Below are 16,559 nucleotides of genomic sequence, written 5' to 3' on the forward strand. Positions count from 1 at the left end.
CGCGATCACTGTCCCGCAACCGGGACAGACGTACGCCACCTCGGTCCCGCGAGGTTTGCGAACCCAGTCGCCGTCGACGGAACTCGCGTGGTCACACCCCCAGCAGTACAGCGTGGCCTTCCGTCCCTCGCGGACGTCGCGGTCGTGACTGACGGAACGAGTCATCGGCGTTCGTAGCGGATCGAGGGATAAAGCCCCTTTTCTCAATGATCGTTTCTCCGACCGAAGGCCCGAACTCGCCGCGGCCTCGAGGTCGTCGCGAGGCGTCTAGGCGTCGTCGGGCTCGAGCTCGCTCGGATCGACCTCGCCCGCGAGGTATCGTTCGCCCAGGTCGCTGATGTCGTACATTCCCATCGCGTGTTTCGTCGCGAGCCCGTACTTCGTGAGCTCCCGACACCGGTAGGCGACGTGGGGAGCGCGGGGCTCGACCTCCTCGGCGAGCTGGTCGGGCATGAAGACGTCTTCGTCCCGGAGCAGCCGAAGGAGCTCCTCGTCGACCGGGTCCATCCAGTCCGCGCTGTCGTCGGTCATCGGTACCTCGAGTTCGTCGCCGGAGCCGGTAAATGGCTCGGAGTCCGCGGACGGGTCGCTCGTGGATCAGCGCCGGGCGACCCCGACGGCGACCGCGGCCAGCGCGGTCACGGCGACGGCGGCGCCGAACCCTGGCAGGCCGTCCGAGTCGTCGGTATCGCTCGATTCGCCACCGTCGGCGCCGTTCGAATCGGCGCCGTCGGAGGCGTTCGTACCGTCGTCGTCCGAGCCGTTCCCGTCGGTCTCGTTCGATTGGTCGGTTTCGCTCGGATCGTCGCCGTTCCCGTCGGTCGGTTCGCTTCCGCTCTCGCCGTCCTCGAACTCGTCGGCGTTGGCGGTCAACTGGAGGACGGCGACGGCCTGTCCGTGGGTGCCGTCGGGCTCGTAGGTCCAGCCGCCGGCGTCCTCGTAGGGCACGGCGTCCTCGACCGGATCGACGTCCGTGTCCCAGGCGTCGTGGGCCTGCTGAACGTAGCCGACGACCTCGACGTCGTCGGCGTGCTCGCCGTCGACCTCGACCTCGCCGTACTCGATCGTTCCGTCCTCGGGCTGACCGTGCATCTCGATGCAGTGGGAATCGAGGTAGCCGTCGCCCTGCGGAAGCTCCGAGTTCGTCCCGAACTGGTCGGAATCGAGCGGCTGCTCGTAGTTGTCGGTCAGCGGATACTCGACGGTTATCGGATCGGCCTGGGAGTGCCACTCGAGCTCGTCGCCGGTCGACATCGTCGCCGTGGTGTTCGGGACGCTCTCGCCGACGACCGGTTCGCCGGCCTCGTTGACGAGCGTCACGCAGAGTTTCCCGGAGCCGTCGCCGAGGTACGGATCCCGGTACTCGTCTCGAGTGTTGATGTAGCTGATCCAGCTGCCGTCGGGTGCGGCAGCCTCGTAGTACTCGTCGCCCGGTTCCGGGACCGGGACCTCGCTCGCCGTTTCGGAGACCCCGGTCGTCGACTGCACCGCGCTCGACTCGAACGCGGTCGCGTCGGAGTCGGGCGCCCCGTCGGAACCGACGGCCGCGGTTCCGCCGACGAGAAACGCCGTCGCGAGGACGCCGGCGAGCACCGCGACGGCGCCGACGACCGCGACGGTTCGACCGGTTCGCCGCCGATCCTTCCCGCTCATCGTTTCCTCCGCGCGCACCGGTGGTCCGAGTCCGCAGCGGGACCCCCCGTCGAGCGAACGACGCTCGAGTGTTCGTACTGTACTGATTTACTGAATCTCATCTATATTGATAGTATCCGAGACAACTGTATACTATTCGGTTGTTAAACCCCGGTTAGGAGGTTGATACGGGGGAGTAGCACCCGGCGATCGGGCTTGCTCTCGCGGGCCGAACGGACTTGCCGACACCGCCGAAAGGACGGGTAATGAGTCCACGAGCGTTTCGCGGAGCGCAGTCCGACCGTCGACCGAAACCGCCCGCGACGGGGCCGTCGCTCGCTCGGCTTGCGGGGCTGGCGGTCGTCGGCGCGGGGGTCGTCCTCGTCGCGGACGCGCTCGCCCGCCGCCTCGAGTCGGCCGAACCGTCGACGGTCGTCGACGGCGTGCGAAAGCGTCGCGGCAAATCGACGCCGCGGAGCCGTCCCCCGTCCGACGGGGACGGCGCCGAGACGATCGACGACGACCGACTGAACGCCGACCTGACGGACGGGGCGCGCTCGGACGATGCGATCGACGAACGGGCCGTGGCGAACGTTCGAGAGGAGCCGGCCTCGCCGGGCGAGCTAACCCTCGACGAAGAACTCGCCGACGAGCTCCGAGCGGACGACCGCGAGGGGTGATCGGCGACGACGGGACGGACGGAGAACGTGTCGCTTATCCGCCCTACGCCCGTAGAAACCACGATGACTGAAGGAGACGTCGCCGCCTTCACGCACCTCGGGCCGACGGTCCGCGGGGCGCTCTCGGAGCGCGGATTCTCCGCTCCGACGGCACCTCAGCGGCTCGCGATCCCGCCGCTGTCGGCCGGCGAGAACACGCTCGTGATCGCGCCGACCGGGAGCGGCAAGACCGAGACGGCGATGTTGCCCGTCTTCGATCACCTGGTCGAGGAGCGGCCCGAGGGCCTGGGTGCGCTCTACGTGACGCCGCTGCGGGCGCTCAACCGCGACATGCGCGAGCGCCTCGAGTGGTGGGGCGAGTACCTCGACCTCGAGGTCGACGTCCGCCACGGCGACACGACCGACTACCGGCGCAGCAAGCAGGCCGAGGACCCGCCCGACGTGTTGATCACGACCCCCGAGACGGTCCAGGCGATGCTCACCGGCGAGCGGCTCCGGGAGGCGCTGGCGGACCTCTCCCACGTCGTGATCGACGAGGTCCACGAGCTCGCGGCCTCGAAGCGCGGAGCCCAGCTGTCGATCGCCCTCGAGCGACTGCACGACCTCGCGGGGCGGATGCAGCGGATCGGGCTCTCGGCGACGGTCGGCGATCCCGAGTCGGTAGGGCGGTTTCTCACCGGCGGTCGGGCCTGCGAGATCCGCCAGATCGACGTCGGGAGCAACGTCGACGTCACCGTCCGCAGCCCCGAGGTGACGCCCGAGGACGAGGAACTCTCCGGGAAGCTGGTTACCGATGCATCGACGGCGAGCCACGTCCGGCTCGTTCGGGATCTGGTTGCCGAGCACGAGTCGACGCTGATCTTCGTCAACACCCGCCAGACCGCGGAAGCGCTGGGCTCGCGCTTTACGGAACTCGACCTCCCGATCGGCGTCCACCACGGCTCGCTCTCGAAGGAGGCCCGGATCGACGTCGAGGACCGGTTCAAGGCCGGCGAGCTCGAGGGGCTGTTGTGTACGTCCTCGATGGAACTGGGGATCGACGTCGGCCGGGTCGACCACGTGATCCAGTACCAGAGCCCCCGCCAGGTCGCCCGCCTGCTCCAGCGGATCGGCCGCGCGGGCCACCGCCAGGACGAAGTCTCGAGCGGAACCATCGTGACGACCCGCCCCGACGACACGTTCGAGGCGCTGTCGATCGCCCGGCGGGCGCGGGACGGCGAGGTCGAACCCGCCGAGATTCACGAGGGAAGCCTCGACGTCGTCGCCAACCAGCTGCCGGCGCTCGTCCAGAGCCGCGGCGACACCCGCCTCGAGGAGGCCGTCGAGACGATCACCCGCGCGTACCCGTTCCGGGAGGTCACGGAGGCGACGATTCGGGAAATCCTCGGAGAGCTACACCGCAACCGAGTCGTCTGGTTCGACGAGGGCGAGGACCGCCTCGAGACGACCGGCGGGACCTGGCAGTACGTCTACGCGAACCTCTCGATGATCCCCGACGAGGAGACCTACGAGGTCCACGACATCGCCTCGGGGGGCCAGATCGGCACGCTAGACGAGCAGTTCGTCGTCAACTTCGCCCAGCCGGGCGAGGTGTTCATCCAACGCGGCGAGATGTGGCGAATCGCCGAGATCGACGACGAGGAGGGTCGAGTGAAGGTGAGCCCGATCGAGGATCCCGCGGGCGAAGTACCGTCCTGGATCGGTCAGGAGATCCCCGTCCCCGCGGCCGTGGCCGGCGAGGTCGGCGAGATCCGTGCCGTGGCCGAACCGCAACTGAGGCAGGGCGCCGACGCCGCCGCCGTCGGCCGGGAGTTCGCGGGTCGGTATCCCGCCGACCCGGAGACGCTCTCGGCAGCCTGCTCGCAACTCGAGGAGCAGGTCGAGAGCGAGGCGCCGATGCCGACGGCCGATCGGCTCGCCCTCGAGCGGCAGGGCCGGACGATCGTGCTCAACGCGCCGTTCGGCCACAAGGTAAACGAGACGCTCGGTCGCGTCCTTTCGGCGCTTTTGGGCCAGCGAGCGGGCTCCTCGGTCGGCCTCGAGACGGACCCCTACCGGATCGAGCTCGAGGTGCCGACCTCGATCGCGACCAGCGACGTCCTCGAGGTGCTCGAGGACACCAACCCCGACCACGTCGGGACGATCGTCGAGTTAGGACTCAAGGGGTCGGACGCGCTGGCCTTCCGGCTCGCGCAGGTCTCGGCGAAGTTCGGCGCGCTCAAGCGCTGGCAGGGCTCCGGCCGGATGTCGAACGAACGGCTCCTCTCGGCGCTCGAGGACACCCCGATGTACGACGAGTCGCTCCGGGAGGTCTTCCACGAGGATCTGGACGTCGAGCGTGCGGGCCGGGTTCTCGAACGCCTCCAGTCCGGCGACCTCGAACTCGTGACTCACCGCGGTCGGACGCCCGTCGGGCTGGGCGGTCGGTCCTCGGGCAAGGAGCTGCTGGCGCCGGAGAACGCCGACGCGAGCGTCATCGAGACGGTCAAGGAACGGATCCGCGACGATCGCGTGATCTTGCTGTGTACCCACTGTCACGAGTGGAAGGTAAAGACGAAGGTCGGCCGGGTCGACGACCAGCCCGAGTGTCCGAACTGCGGCTCGACCCGGATCGCGTCGCTGAACCCGTGGGCCGACGAGGTCGTGCGGGCGGTTCGGGCCGAGGAGAAAGACGACGAACAGGAGGAGATGACCGAACGGGCCTTCCACAGCGCGAGTCTGGTCCAGAGCCACGGCAAGCAGGCGGTCATCGCGATGGCCGCCCGCGGGGTCGGCCCGCACAACGCGGCCCGGATCATCAGCAAGCTCCGGGAGGACGAGGCCGACTTCTACCGAGATATCCTCTCGAAGGAGCGCGAGTACGCCCGGACGCAGTCGTTCTGGGACTGACCGCTCCCGATCCGGCGGGACCGAACCGGTCGTCCGCTTCCGGCAGAGTCCTTATCCGTCGGACTGGCGGAGTCGCTGTCTATGAACCCGGAGTCGCCCAACACACCCGCCGAGGTCGAGACGCGACCGTCCGGCGCTCCCCTCTCCCTGCTCGACGTCGCGGGCGTTCCGAGCGTTCGGCTGACGTCGTCGGGAACGATCGACGACGTTACCGCCGCGTTCGGGTCGCTGACCGGCTACGAACGCTCGGAGCTGCTCGGTCGTCGGTTCGCGGATCTGCTGGTCGGGGAGCTCCCCGCGCTCGACGCGCTGGTCGCGGGCGAGCGCCGGGAGCCGCTGGCGGCGACCCGTTCGCTTCGGACCGACGCGGGCGCCGTCGTCGACGTCGAGCTCCACTTCGATTCGCCGTCGGCTGACGGCGCCGGCTCGGAGGTCACCGGAATCGTCGATCCGAAACCGACGTCCGCCCGGTCCGAACCGGCCTACGGTCCGACGTTCGAGGCGCTCGCCGACGCGGTACCCGACGGGATCATCGTCCTCGATACCGACAGCGAGATCCGGTACGCCAACCCCGCCGTCGAACGAATCCTCGGCCACGACCCCGCGGAACTCGTCGGCGGAAGCAAGCTCGATATCATCCCGCCGCGGCTCCGACAAACTCACCTCGACGCGCTCCAGCGGTACCTCGAGACCGGGGAGCGGAACCTGGACTGGACCTACGTCGAGCTTCCCGGACGACACAGCGACGGCCACGAGGTTCCGCTCGGAGTCTCGCTCAACGACTTCTTCTACGACGGCGACCGGTACTTCGTCGGTCTCTTCCGGGACATCTCGCCGCGAAAGGAGGCCGAGGAGGCGTTGACGACGAAGGTCGCCCAACTGGAGTCGGTCGCGTACCTCGGCCGCGACGCCCTCGAGAACGCGGACGACGACGCGCTGTTCCGGAAGGCGGGAGAGCTGGTCGCCGCGGCGTTCGACGCCGAGTGCTGTGCCGTCCTCGAGGCGACCGACGCGGGCGACGGGCGGGCGGAGTTTCGGACCCGGACCGCAGTCGGCTGCGACGACGCGCGCCTCGAGAGCGGGTCGGTATCGCCGGCGGAGTCGCTGGCCGCAGCCGCGTACGCCGACGGCGAGCCGGTAGTGGTCGAGGACGTCGAGGCCGACCCGCGGCTCGACGCCCCGCTGCTCCCGCCCAACGACGCGCTCCGCAGTGGGCTCGCCGTCGCCGTCGGCCCGGTCGCGGACGCCTGGGGCGTCCTCGCGGTCTACGACGACCGTCCTCGCGAGTTCGCCGACCACGACGTCGACTTCCTCGACAGCGTCGCGACGATCCTGGCGACCGCCCTCGAGCGCCGGCGCTACGAGCGTCGGCTCAACGAGACGGTCCGCGAACTGGAGGCCTCGAACGAGCGCCTCGAGCAGTTCGCGTACGCGGCCTCCCACGACCTCCAGGAGCCGTTGCGGATGGTCTCGAGTTACCTCGAGCTGCTCGAGGACCGCTACGGCGACGAGTTAGACGAGGACGCCGAGGAGTTTCTCGCGTACGCGGTCGACGGCGCCGATCGGATGCGCGAGATGATCGACGGGCTGCTGGCGTACTCGCGGATCGATTCGCAGGGCGACCCCTTCAACCGGTAGCGCTCGAGGAGGTCCTCGACGACGTGCTGACGGACCTGCAGGTGATGATCGAGCGCCAGGACGCCGAGATCACGATCGAACCGCTGCCGACGGTTCAGGGCGACGCCAGCCAGCTCCGACAGCTCTTCCAGAACCTGCTGTCGAACGCGATCGAGTACAGCGGGGACGATCCCCCGCGGGTTCACGTCGGCGCCGAACGCGACGGCGACCGGTGGCGGCTCTCGGTGCGCGACGAGGGGATCGGCCTCGATCCCGCGGCGGCCGACCGCGTCTTTCAGGTGTTCCAGCGGCTCCACGGGCCCGACGAGTACGACGGGACGGGGATCGGGCTGGCCATCTGTCGCCGGATCGTCGAGCGCCACGGCGGCGAGATCGCCGTCGACTCCGAACCCGGCGAGGGAGCGACGTTCGCGTTCACCCTTCCCGCGACCGTCTCGTGAGCCCGGCCCGAACTCGTCCGTAACGACCATACGACTCGCCCGCGTGGCCCGGAGTATGAACGTCGCTCCGGGGGCCTGGAAGTACGCCCTGCCGCCGCTGCTCGCCGCGCCGTTCGCGCTACTGTTCAGCGTCGGGGCCAGTGTCGTCGCCCTCCTCGCGGGGGTCGCAACGCTCGGGTTCTTCCGCGACCCGGAGCGGAACCCGCCCCCGACGGGCGTCGTCGCGCCCGCCGACGGCACCGTCTCGGTGCTGCGCGAGGAGGACGGGCGCGTCCGGCTGGGGATCTTCATGAACGTCTGGCACGTCCACGTCGTCCGCGCTCCCTTCGCCGGCAGCGTCGCGGACGTCGAACACGTCGCGGGCGCGAACCGCCCCGCCTTCTCGAAGGAGTCAGAGCGAAACGAGCGCGTCCGCGTCGCGGTCGAGACCGACTCGCCGCACCCCCCCGAGTTCGCCGTCGCCGACGACGGCGACGCGGACGCCGGGCGCTCCAGAGACGCGGCGACGGCGACCGTCACTCTCATCGCCGGCGCGTTCGCCCGCCGAATCTTCCCCTACGTGGAGCTCGGCGACGCCCTCGAGCGCGGCCAGCGGCTCGGTCACATCGCCTTCGGCAGTCGCGTCGACCTGCTGTTCCCGCGCGGGGTCGAAATCGACGACGTCGCCGTCGAGCCCGGCGACTCGACGACCGCCGGCGAGACCGTCGTGCTCGAGCCCGAGGAGGACGCGCTGCTCGAGGCCGGCCTCGAGGACTCCCTCGAGCGCGAGTCCGACGACGGCGACGGCTCGGCCGCGGTCGGCGCGTAGCGACGGCGCTCAGGCGGATCGGTCGACCGTCCCGGGATCGTCCAGGATCTCCGCCGCGTCGTCCATGACGCGAAGGTCGGGCTCGTCGCACGCACAGCACTCGCCTGTCCCGCTCCCGATCGGCCGCAGTTGCCCGTCGGCCTCGACGCGGACCGCGATCGCGTCCCCGCAGCCCTCGCAGATCGCGGCCGCCCGTTCGACCTCCTCGTTCCGCGGTGGTTCGTCCATCTCGATCGGTACGTCACCGCGGAACGGGATAACGCTCTTTCCGGAGATCTCAGGTACTATATACGCGGTTTGCGGATCAGGTCGGCCGCGTGAACGGTCCGGCGCCGATTCAGCGAAGCAACCCCTCGAGGTTGCGGTGTCGAACGTTCGCCCAGGCGTCGCGCTCGAGGTCGAACCGATCGAACGCCTCGAGTAGCGGAACCTCCTGTCCGGGGTAGAGGTAGTCGCTGCCGAACACGAGCTGTTCGTGGTGGGTCTCGAGCAACGCCCGGCCGTGCTCGGCGTCGCGGGTCAGCGCGTTCCAGCCGGCCCGCGTGGAGAGGTCGCCGTAGACGTTGTCGTACGTCGAGAGCAGCTCCCAGACGCGGCCGCGGGACTCGATCGGCCCCTCCGGACGGCCGCCGAGGTCCGACGGCTCGACGTCCGCGGCGACGTGGGCCCACCACCCGGTGGCGTGGGCGACGAAGTCGACCTCCGGGTAGGAAGCGAGCACCTCCTCGAGCCGCGGCAGGCCGACCTCGTCGGTCAGGAACTGTCGGTCCGTGTGGAACACGATGGGCAGCCCGTGCTCGGCACACAGCTCGTAGAGGGGCTCGAGGCGTCCGTCGTCGATCGGCATACCGACCTTCAGCTCGCCGAAGCCCTGGGCGCCGCTGTCGACGTACCGTTCGAAGACGTCGACGGCCTCCTCCCCGTAGGTCATGGTCCGCGGGTCGATCGTACAGAAGGGAACGAGGCGGTCGGGGTAGGCGGCGACCTGTTCGAGCACCCACCAGCTCGGCGCCTGGACCGGGTACCCTTCGGGGGAGTCGAACGCCATGACCGCCGCGCGGTCGACGCCGTTGGCGTCCATCCAGTCGACGAGCTCGTCGGCCGACAGCGAGTCCTGGCCCCGCGCCGCCGTCGGGATGACGTGCGCGTGCGCGTCGAACAGCGGGAGGTCGCCGACGGGGTTCGACTCGTCGTCCGTCTCGTCCGTTCTCTCCGACGGTTCGGTATCGGCCGGCCCCCCGGAACCGATGGCTCCGCAGCCGGCGACGGCGGCGAACAGTCCGGCGGTCGCGGTCGTCGCGAGGTGCCGTCGCCGGGTCGCGGTCGGGCCGTCCGCGGTCACGTCGGCGGGCTCGGTCTCGGCGGGCGCATCGTCAGACAGTCGGGGCGATAAATCCATACGCCGCGGTATCAGAGACTAGTACAAAACCGCTCGCCCAGGTAATCGATGCCTTCTCGCTCCCGCGTCCGAAACCGTCAGTTTCGCGCCGCCTACCGTCCTCGCCCCGATCGGGCGATACCGTCTCAGCCCGCGGCGTCGCGCTCTTCGCGGGCCGCCTCGAGGTGGCGACGCTCGATCAGGACCTCGCCGGCCCGCTCGTTGGCCTCCTCGGGGTCGTAGGCGGTGGCGACCTCCCGGATCGCCTTCATCGAGGCGGTTCGAACGAGGGCCTCGATGTCGGCGCCGGTGTACCCCTCGAGTTCGGCCGCCAGCGCCGCGAGGTCGACGTCCTCGGCCAGCGGTTTGTCTCCCGCGTGGACCGCGAGGATCTTCTCGCGGGCCTCGAGGTCGGGTTCGCCGACCAGCACGTGGGTGTCGAGCCGTCCGGGTCGGAGCAGGGCGGGATCGATCTGGTCCTTGCGGTTCGTGGCGGCGAGCACGACGAGGTTCGGGTTCTCGCGCATCCCGTCGAGCTCCGTGAGCAGCTGGGAGACGACGCGCTCGGTGACCTCGTTCTGTCCCGTGCCCCGAGCCGCGGTGATGGCGTCGATCTCGTCGAAGAAGACGATCGACGGCGCGGCCTGGCGGGCGCGCTCGAACACCTTCCGGATCGCCTTTTCCGACTCGCCGACGTAGCGGTCGACGATCTCGGGGCCGTCGACCCGGACGAAGTTGACGTCGGTCTCGCCCGCGAGCGCGCGGGCCAGCAGCGTCTTCCCCGTTCCGGGCGGGCCGTACAGCAACACGCCGGAGGGCGGTTCGGTGTTGGTCTCCTCGAAGAGGCGATCGTAGGTCAGTGGCCACTCGACGGACTCTCGAAGGGTGTTCTTCGCGCCCTCGAGCCCGCCGACGTCGGTGAAGTCGGTCTCCGGGGATTCGGCGACGTACTCGCGCATCGCCGAGGGCTCGACCGACGCCAGCGCCGTATCGAAGTGCGCCCTGGTGACCCTCGGATCCCGGTTCCACTCCTCGCGGTCGTCGGCGTCGGTCGGTCGCTCCCGGATCGCGGCCATCGCGGCCTCGCTGGCGACGGCGTCTAAATCCGCACCGACGAACCCGTGGGTTCGCCGGGCGATCGTCTCGACGCTGACGTCCTCGGCCAGGGGCATCCCGCGGGTGTGAACCTCGAGGATCTCTCTGCGGCCGGCCTCGTCGGGGACGCCGATCTGGATCTCCCGATCGAACCGTCCGCCCCGTCGCAGGGCGGGATCGATCGCGTCGACCCGGTTCGTCGCGCCGATGACGATCACCTCGCCGCGGGCGTCGAGCCCGTCCATCAGCGTCAGCAGCTGGCCGACGATGCGGTTCTCGGCGCCCTCGTCGTCGCCCCGGGCCCCGGCGATCGAGTCGATCTCGTCGAAGAAGACGATCGTCGGCGCGTTCTCGCGGGCGCGCTCGAACACCTCCCGGAGCTGCTCCTCGCTTTCGCCCTTGTACTTCGACATGATCTCCGGACCCGAGATCGTCTCGAAGGACGCATCGACCTCGTTGGCGACCGCGCGGGCGATCAGCGTCTTCCCCGTTCCGGGCGGGCCGTACAGCAACACGCCCGACGGCGGCTCGACGCCCAGCCGGCGGAACAGCTCGGGTTCGGACAGCGGGAGCTCGATCATCTCCCGGACCTGCTCGAGCTCCTCGTCCAGGCCGCCGATGTCCTCGTAGGTCGGCCCGGTCGTCCCCTCGGACGGGGGCGACGCCGCGTCGGTCCCGGGGCTCGAGGCGGCGGCCGCGTCGCCCTGAGCCGCCCCGCCATTCGCGCCGGCGTCGGCGCCGAGCCGGACCGCGGTCGCGCTCGAGATGCGCACGTCGCCGTTCGGCGTCGTATCGACGACGGTGAAGGGGTCCTGGCTGACGCCCTCGATCCGGATCTGCTCGCCGGCCCGGACCGGACGGTTCCGGAGCTTCTGTGCTACATCGCGCGAGGCGAGCCGCCGGTCGTCCTCGCCCAGCGACGGCGGCGGCGACAGCGTCACCCGCTCGGCTTCCCGGATCGTCGAGGTATCCTTCGGTCGGATCGTGACCGTCTCGCCGACGTGGACCCCGGCGTTCGCGCGGGTATCGCCGTCGATCTGGACGACGGTTTCGGGTACCGACGGATCCGCGGGCCACATCTTCGCGACGGTCGCCCTCTCGCCCTCGATCACGACCGTGTCGCCGCTGAGAACGCCCAGCTCTCGACGCGCGCGCTCGGGAATGCGAGCGACTCCGCGCCCGGCGTCGCGCTTCTCGGCCGCCCGAACGGACAGCTCGACGCCGTCCGCGTCCGACCTACTCATAGGGTGTCGTTTCGGCGCGGCGCTCTTGAGAATTGCCCTCCCGTCTCCCGCGTGCCGGAGAAACGCCTTTGGGTGTCCGTGACGCACCGTTTTTCATGGTGGTCCAGACCGAGCGGGACGACGCCACCTGGTACGAGTGCGAGACCTGCGGACTGCTGTTCGACGAGCAGTCCGACGCCACCGAACACGAGAAACACTGCGACGGCAGCGATCCGTCGTACATCCAGTAGCCGACGACTGCGCGCTACTCGAGCCGATCGCGGTGCTCGGCTGCGAGCTCGCGGGCCCGATCCAGCGTGTGGGCCTCCGTCCAGCGGACGCGGTCGCCGTCGCCGTAGGCCAGTGCCGTCTTGAGCTCGTCGCGGAGGACGCCGTGGTCGACCGACAGCACCGTCCCCGCCCCGTCCCCGAGCTCGTAGACGCCGGGGCGGTCCGGCGCCCGGGCGACGGTCTCGCGGTCGAGGTCGCGCCAGGGCTTTTGCAGCGGCATCACTCCCCCTCCGCGACGAGCTCGTAGGCGTGCTCGCTCATCTCGTCCTCCGCGAAGACGAAGACGCGCCCGTCGACGACCTCGAGATCGGCCTCGACGCGGATCGAGTACCCCGCCGTCGAGACGGTTACGCCCGGGTACAGCACCTCCTCGTCGTCGCGCTCGAGCATCACGCGCCCGACGCCGGTCGACTCGAGGATCTCCTCGTGGGTGTTGCGGTCGTTGACGTAGGTCATCACGCCCTCGACGCCGTCGGGGTCGGTGACCAGGACGTGGACCTCCTTTCCGGGCGGCGCCGTTATCGCCCCCTCGACGGGCTCGGGCGGACCGTGATAGAAGACGTCCCGCCCGTCGAGATACTCGACGACGACTCCGCCCTCGACGAAGTCGACGCCGACGGTACTGGGTGCGACGTTGCTGCGTTGGCTCATACGGCCCGCTTCGGCCGGGCCGGAGAAAAACCGTGCGCTCGCGCTCCGGCCGATCGCCGAACGCCGCCGTCCGTTCCCACTACTCGCCGTGATCGCCAGCCTAAATACGGCCCGGGCGAGAGGGATCGGTATGGATGGCCGGGCAGTCGCGCCGGCGGCCGGAACCGTGCTGAACGCGCTCGCGACCGGTCGCGGATCGGCGTTCGCGATCGACCTCGAGACGACCGCGACGGTCGAGTTGACGACCGACGGCGAGGTCGTCGGCACCGTCGCGGAGCGGCCCGAGGCCGACACCGGACTTATCGAGCGCTGCGCCGAACTCGTCCTCGAGGAGTACGCCGAGGACGCGGGGCTCGCCGGCCCGGTCGGTGCCCGGGTCCGGACCGACAGCGAGATCCCGATGGCCGCCGGGCTCAAAAGCTCCAGCGCCGCGGCCAACGCGACGGCGCTCGCAGCCCTCGACGCCCTCGAGATCACCGACGCCGTCGATCGCATCGACGCCTGTCGGCTCGGCGTGCGGGCGGCCCGCGACGCCGGCGTGACCGCGACGGGCGCGTTCGACGACGCCAGCGCGAGCATGCTCGGCGGGGTGACGGTCACCGACAACGCGAGCGACGAACTGCTGGCCCGCGAGGAGGTCGACTGGGAGGCGCTGGTCTACACGCCGCCCGAGCAGGCGTTCAGCGCCGACGCCGACGTCGCCGCCTGCGAGCGAGTCGCGCCGCTCGCTGCCCTCGTCGAGGAGCTGGCCCTCGAGGGCCGCTACGGCGAGGCGATGACCGTCAACGGCTTCGCCTTCTGTGGCGCCCTCGAGTTCCCGACGGGGCCGCTGCTCGAGGCGCTGCCCGACGCGACGGGCGTCTCGCTGTCGGGCACCGGCCCGAGCTACGTCGCCGTCGGCGACCGGGCGACCCTCGAGGCGGTGCGCGAGCGCTGGGCCGACCGCGACGGGACGACCCGACTGGTGGCGACGCGAACCGACGGTACACGAACCACATGACTCCGGACGACACCGACACCGACGACCTCGAGAACCGAACGCCAGACGAGATGGACCTCGACGAGCTCCGCGAGGAGATCCAGTCGATCGACCGCGAGATCGTCGAGCTGATCGCCCAGCGGACCTACGTCGCGGACACGATCGCGGCGGTCAAAGACGAGCAGGGGCTGCCGACGACCGACGAGAAACAGGAGGAACAGGTGATGGAGCGGGCGGGCCACAACGCCGAGCAGTTCGACGTCGACGCGAACCTCGTGAAGGCGATCTTCCGGCTGCTGATCGAGTTGAACAAGGTCGAGCAAAGGGATAGTAGATAGTACTAACCGGGTTCACTACCGTTTCTACCGGACGATATAGATTGAAAACCTTCCGATTGCGGTCTAGCTGGTTCGTGGATTTACAACCCACTATCACGGATGACCATCACCTTCACGCGGCGCACACCATCGAAATCACGGAGACGATACGTTAGTTCACGGACCCGTTCGGCAGAGCCTCGGCAGAATAGTGATTCGAGACACCACTCGCCTTGGTGAGTATGACTCGTATTGAGAATCACGTCTTGATACCCGTGCTGGACGGCGTGGAGTTCCTGTATCACTTCGTGGTGGCGATAATCGAAAGCGACGAGGGCAACGACCTCTCCAGTTGTCTCTTCGAGGCGAGTATGGGATTCGATATACTCCAGCATCGCCTCTCGGACGGCCCGCGACCGATTTTCGATTCCCTGTTCCTTCCACACGCGGTCGAACTCCTCGACTACCTCATCTGGGATGTTGAAACTCGTTCGCACGGCTACTGATTCGTCTTTCTCCTACAAGAGGGTCCGCGTATGACGGTTCCCCCGATTCGGTATTAACAACCGTTATTCGCGCCCTCGGCGGAGTTCTCCGTAGATGTTACACGGTGACGCGCTCGGGCTTCTCCTCGGGGCGGTTGCACTCGGTGCCGTTCACGGCATCGAACCGGGTCATGGCTGGCCCGTTGCCGCATCCTATGCGCTCGACCAAACGAACAAGTGGGCATACGGGTTCGCGGCGAGTTTCATCCTCGGCGTTGGCCATCTCGTCAGCAGTATTGCGATGGTCGGAGCGTTCTTCTACGCGAAGGAGTACTTCAATCTCACACAAGTCAACGAGCCGATTACGATTCTCGGTGGCATTCAAATCGGTGGACCAGTTAGTCTCGTGGCCGGTGTCTTACTCATCGCACTCGGCATTCGTGAGTACTTTCACGGACATTCTCACGGCAACCACGATGCTAACCACGACTCCGATCACCACAACTCCGACCACCGACACTCACATGACCACGAACACAACTCGGACGGGCATCACAGTCGCTCGCAGGAACAAGGCTATTCACATGTTCACGGCCACGACCACGATAACGGTGGACTGATTTTCCGGCTGAAGAGGGTCGTCCCACTCGCCAGTGGGCACTCTCACTCCCACGATGACCACGACGAGGCTGCCGACCGGGGCCTCCTCGGTATCGCGTGGTTCGCATTCGTTCTCGGGTTCGCCCACGAGGAGGAGTTCGAGATCATCGCGCTCTGTGCCGGGTCGAACTACTGCCTCGAACTGATGAGTGCATACGCCATCACCGTTATCGTGGGTATCGTCGGTCTGACGATGCTGTTGATTGCGGGCTATCAGCACTCCGAAGAGAAAGTCGAGCAGTATACGCCGTACCTCCCGGCGTTCTCCGCGACCGTCCTCATCATCATGGGTGTCGGATTTATCAGTGGTCTATTCTAAGATCAAACCGTTCCATCTGTGTCTATGGTGGATTTTATCTACATGAACAAAGTAGAGAAGCGTGAGAACCGGTAGCAAACGACACCAATTTCACGTATCGGCTACTGTTTCTCCTCGCTAATAGCTTCAAGCGTTCGGACGCCGAAACACCTACAGTAACACGCGAGTAATACAGACGTATGTCCGAAGCGGCCACAAACAACGGCGACGAGGAGATTGTCACGGTAAACTTCAAAGTCACACGGTCGTTTCTCAACGAGATTGAAGACACGTGGCAAGGACGAGGATTCAACAGCCGTAGCGAATTTATTCGGTACACCTTACGCGATGCCGTCGAACACCCCACGTTTGACCGCGATGAACTCGTCGCACTCCTTCAAGCGGAAGAGGATTTCCGTGAAAAACGGACGATAAGCGCTGAAGAAGCGCGCGAACGATTCGGCACTGACGACACGAATGAGTGACGACGGATGGGCGTGGGAACTCGCGTCGAAAGCACAGGACGACCTCGCTGCGCTCAATCCGAACGAGCAACAGCGTATCATCGACAAACTCGACGAAATCGTCGATTCCCCGTGGCGCGACCCACCAGACTACGGCGAACCGCTCCAGAACAGTCCACGCCGTAAAGTGCGTATCGGTGAATTCCGTCTTGCGGTCACTTTTCACAAAGACGAGTACCGAATGGTCGTTGCTCGAGTCAAACGTCGCGGAGGCGCGTATACCGCTGACGACGACTGAATAGATGCACCAGAAACCGGCAAAGTAGAAGGTATCTGTAACACCAGTCTGAGACCTGAACAAGGTCGAGCAGCGAGAGAACCGGTACCAACTACTCGGTGGGAACTTCCCCGCGAGTACGACCGCACGCCGAGATCAGACGAACGGGGGATCGATCCGTACCGGATCGAGCACCGCGAGAGTCGACGTTGGGAGAGGACTCGAGTCGGCTCCCGCGAGTCGCGAGCGGGCGTCGACTGATCGCGAATCCCTCGCATTCGAAAGCGGTGGCCTCTGCCGCGTCGAGAAAGCACTTTTGTAGCTGTCTCTTATACACATCTCTGATGGCGCGAG

At 67.8% G+C, this 16,559-nt stretch carries 17 protein-coding genes and 1 pseudogene; 10 read left to right on the forward strand and 8 right to left on the reverse strand.

Annotated features, from left to right (window positions below):
• Nucleotides 1-267: 267 nt before the first annotated feature.
• Both C492_RS15415 and C492_RS15420 read right to left on the reverse strand, forming a co-directional pair.
• Entirely contained in the window at nucleotides 268-531 is a 264-nt protein-coding gene (locus C492_RS15415; RefSeq protein ID WP_008425269.1) for a hypothetical protein, read from the reverse strand.
• 66 nt (nucleotides 532-597) lie between these two features.
• Complete coding sequence (locus C492_RS15420) at nucleotides 598-1,653, reverse strand: PGF-CTERM sorting domain-containing protein (RefSeq protein ID WP_049893125.1); 1,056 nt, start codon at nucleotides 1,651-1,653, stop codon at nucleotides 598-600.
• A 245-nt stretch (nucleotides 1,654-1,898) separates the two neighbouring features.
• On the opposite strand from C492_RS15420, the gene C492_RS15425 reads away from it, so the two are divergent.
• From C492_RS15425 to C492_RS15440, 4 genes and pseudogenes are all read left to right on the forward strand, one after another.
• Nucleotides 1,899-2,312 (forward strand): hypothetical protein, encoded by a 414-nt coding sequence (locus C492_RS15425; RefSeq protein ID WP_008425273.1) that lies wholly within the window; start codon nucleotides 1,899-1,901, stop codon nucleotides 2,310-2,312.
• Nucleotides 2,313-2,375: 63 nt separating this feature from the next.
• Complete coding sequence (locus C492_RS15430) at nucleotides 2,376-5,201, forward strand: DEAD/DEAH box helicase (RefSeq protein ID WP_008425274.1); 2,826 nt, start codon at nucleotides 2,376-2,378, stop codon at nucleotides 5,199-5,201.
• 81 nt (nucleotides 5,202-5,282) lie between these two features.
• Nucleotides 5,283-7,279 (forward strand): annotated as a pseudogene (locus tag C492_RS15435) (PAS domain-containing sensor histidine kinase).
• Nucleotides 7,280-7,334: 55 nt separating this feature from the next.
• On the forward strand, nucleotides 7,335-8,087 hold the full coding sequence (locus tag C492_RS15440) for a protein sorting system archaetidylserine decarboxylase (RefSeq protein WP_008425280.1): 753 nt from the start codon (nucleotides 7,335-7,337) through the stop codon (nucleotides 8,085-8,087).
• A 9-nt stretch (nucleotides 8,088-8,096) separates the two neighbouring features.
• On the opposite strand, the gene C492_RS15445 is transcribed toward C492_RS15440, so the two are convergent.
• The 3 genes from C492_RS15445 to C492_RS15455 form a co-directional block, all read right to left on the reverse strand.
• Nucleotides 8,097-8,315, reverse strand: coding sequence for a hypothetical protein (locus C492_RS15445; protein WP_008425282.1), 219 nt, complete (start codon nucleotides 8,313-8,315; stop codon nucleotides 8,097-8,099).
• A 109-nt stretch (nucleotides 8,316-8,424) separates the two neighbouring features.
• A complete protein-coding gene (locus tag C492_RS15450) occupies nucleotides 8,425-9,486 on the reverse strand; it encodes an amidohydrolase family protein (RefSeq protein WP_008425284.1) in 1,062 nt (353 codons plus the stop codon).
• 125 nt (nucleotides 9,487-9,611) lie between these two features.
• Entirely contained in the window at nucleotides 9,612-11,804 is a 2,193-nt protein-coding gene (locus tag C492_RS15455) for an AAA family ATPase (RefSeq protein WP_008425286.1), read from the reverse strand.
• 95 nt (nucleotides 11,805-11,899) lie between these two features.
• Between C492_RS15455 and C492_RS25620 the strand changes: the two genes are divergently transcribed.
• The gene (locus C492_RS25620; protein ID WP_008425288.1) at nucleotides 11,900-12,034 is read left to right on the forward strand and encodes a DUF7128 family protein; all 135 of its coding nucleotides are present in this window, start codon (nucleotides 11,900-11,902) and stop codon (nucleotides 12,032-12,034) included.
• Between the two features lie 14 nt (nucleotides 12,035-12,048).
• Here the strand turns inward: C492_RS25620 and C492_RS15465 are convergent, their stop codons facing one another.
• Nucleotides 12,049-12,294: a DUF7508 domain-containing protein gene (locus C492_RS15465; RefSeq protein ID WP_008425291.1), complete on the reverse strand. Its 246-nt coding sequence runs from the start codon at nucleotides 12,292-12,294 to the stop codon at nucleotides 12,049-12,051.
• Nucleotides 12,294-12,725: a DUF5796 family protein gene (locus C492_RS15470; protein WP_008425293.1), complete on the reverse strand. Its 432-nt coding sequence runs from the start codon at nucleotides 12,723-12,725 to the stop codon at nucleotides 12,294-12,296. The genes C492_RS15465 and C492_RS15470 overlap by 1 nt, the downstream gene beginning before the upstream one ends.
• A gap of 130 nt (nucleotides 12,726-12,855) precedes the next feature.
• Here C492_RS15470 and C492_RS15475 point away from each other — a divergent pair, with 130 nt between their 5' ends.
• Complete coding sequence (locus C492_RS15475; protein ID WP_008425295.1) at nucleotides 12,856-13,725, forward strand: shikimate kinase; 870 nt, start codon at nucleotides 12,856-12,858, stop codon at nucleotides 13,723-13,725.
• The gene (locus tag C492_RS15480; protein ID WP_008425297.1) at nucleotides 13,722-14,042 is read left to right on the forward strand and encodes a chorismate mutase; all 321 of its coding nucleotides are present in this window, start codon (nucleotides 13,722-13,724) and stop codon (nucleotides 14,040-14,042) included. The genes C492_RS15475 and C492_RS15480 overlap by 4 nt, the downstream gene beginning before the upstream one ends.
• 80 nt (nucleotides 14,043-14,122) lie before the next feature.
• Here the strand turns inward: C492_RS15480 and C492_RS23135 are convergent, their stop codons facing one another.
• On the reverse strand, nucleotides 14,123-14,518 hold the full coding sequence (locus C492_RS23135) for a CopG family ribbon-helix-helix protein (protein ID WP_008425299.1): 396 nt from the start codon (nucleotides 14,516-14,518) through the stop codon (nucleotides 14,123-14,125).
• A 103-nt stretch (nucleotides 14,519-14,621) separates the two neighbouring features.
• On the opposite strand from C492_RS23135, the gene C492_RS15490 reads away from it, so the two are divergent.
• From C492_RS15490 to C492_RS15500, 3 genes are all read left to right on the forward strand, one after another.
• Nucleotides 14,622-15,485: a HoxN/HupN/NixA family nickel/cobalt transporter gene (locus C492_RS15490; RefSeq protein WP_008425301.1), complete on the forward strand. Its 864-nt coding sequence runs from the start codon at nucleotides 14,622-14,624 to the stop codon at nucleotides 15,483-15,485.
• Between the two features lie 179 nt (nucleotides 15,486-15,664).
• Nucleotides 15,665-15,949, forward strand: a complete 285-nt coding sequence (locus C492_RS15495; RefSeq protein WP_008425303.1) for a ribbon-helix-helix domain-containing protein — start codon at nucleotides 15,665-15,667, stop codon at nucleotides 15,947-15,949.
• Nucleotides 15,942-16,226 (forward strand): type II toxin-antitoxin system RelE family toxin, encoded by a 285-nt coding sequence (locus tag C492_RS15500; RefSeq protein ID WP_008425305.1) that lies wholly within the window; start codon nucleotides 15,942-15,944, stop codon nucleotides 16,224-16,226. Before C492_RS15495 ends, C492_RS15500 begins: the two co-directional genes overlap by 8 nt.
• Nucleotides 16,227-16,559: the final 333 nt, after the last annotated feature.

Source organism: Natronococcus jeotgali DSM 18795 (assembly GCF_000337695.1).
Classification (GTDB): Archaea; Halobacteriota; Halobacteria; order Halobacteriales; family Natrialbaceae; genus Natronococcus; species Natronococcus jeotgali.

Bases quoted from the DNA above. Each gene is read 5' to 3' on its own strand.
- C492_RS15445 (WP_008425282.1), bottom strand. From the start codon at position 8,315: ATGGACGAACCACCGCGGAACGAGGAGGTCGAACGGGCGGCCGCGATC.
- C492_RS15430 (WP_008425274.1), top strand. From the start codon at position 2,376: ATGACTGAAGGAGACGTCGCCGCCTTCACGCACCTCGGGCCGACGGTC.
- C492_RS15490 (WP_008425301.1), top strand. From the start codon at position 14,622: ATGTTACACGGTGACGCGCTCGGGCTTCTCCTCGGGGCGGTTGCACTC.
- C492_RS15455 (WP_008425286.1), bottom strand. From the start codon at position 11,804: ATGAGTAGGTCGGACGCGGACGGCGTCGAGCTGTCCGTTCGGGCGGCC.
- C492_RS15450 (WP_008425284.1), bottom strand. From the start codon at position 9,486: ATGGATTTATCGCCCCGACTGTCTGACGATGCGCCCGCCGAGACCGAG.
- C492_RS15470 (WP_008425293.1), bottom strand. From the start codon at position 12,725: ATGAGCCAACGCAGCAACGTCGCACCCAGTACCGTCGGCGTCGACTTC.
- C492_RS15420 (WP_049893125.1), bottom strand. From the start codon at position 1,653: ATGAGCGGGAAGGATCGGCGGCGAACCGGTCGAACCGTCGCGGTCGTC.
- C492_RS15440 (WP_008425280.1), top strand. From the start codon at position 7,335: ATGAACGTCGCTCCGGGGGCCTGGAAGTACGCCCTGCCGCCGCTGCTC.
- C492_RS25620 (WP_008425288.1), top strand. From the start codon at position 11,900: ATGGTGGTCCAGACCGAGCGGGACGACGCCACCTGGTACGAGTGCGAG.
- C492_RS15500 (WP_008425305.1), top strand. From the start codon at position 15,942: ATGAGTGACGACGGATGGGCGTGGGAACTCGCGTCGAAAGCACAGGAC.
- C492_RS15465 (WP_008425291.1), bottom strand. From the start codon at position 12,294: ATGCCGCTGCAAAAGCCCTGGCGCGACCTCGACCGCGAGACCGTCGCC.
- C492_RS15415 (WP_008425269.1), bottom strand. From the start codon at position 531: ATGACCGACGACAGCGCGGACTGGATGGACCCGGTCGACGAGGAGCTC.
- C492_RS15475 (WP_008425295.1), top strand. From the start codon at position 12,856: ATGGATGGCCGGGCAGTCGCGCCGGCGGCCGGAACCGTGCTGAACGCG.
- C492_RS15425 (WP_008425273.1), top strand. From the start codon at position 1,899: ATGAGTCCACGAGCGTTTCGCGGAGCGCAGTCCGACCGTCGACCGAAA.
- C492_RS15480 (WP_008425297.1), top strand. From the start codon at position 13,722: ATGACTCCGGACGACACCGACACCGACGACCTCGAGAACCGAACGCCA.
- C492_RS15495 (WP_008425303.1), top strand. From the start codon at position 15,665: ATGTCCGAAGCGGCCACAAACAACGGCGACGAGGAGATTGTCACGGTA.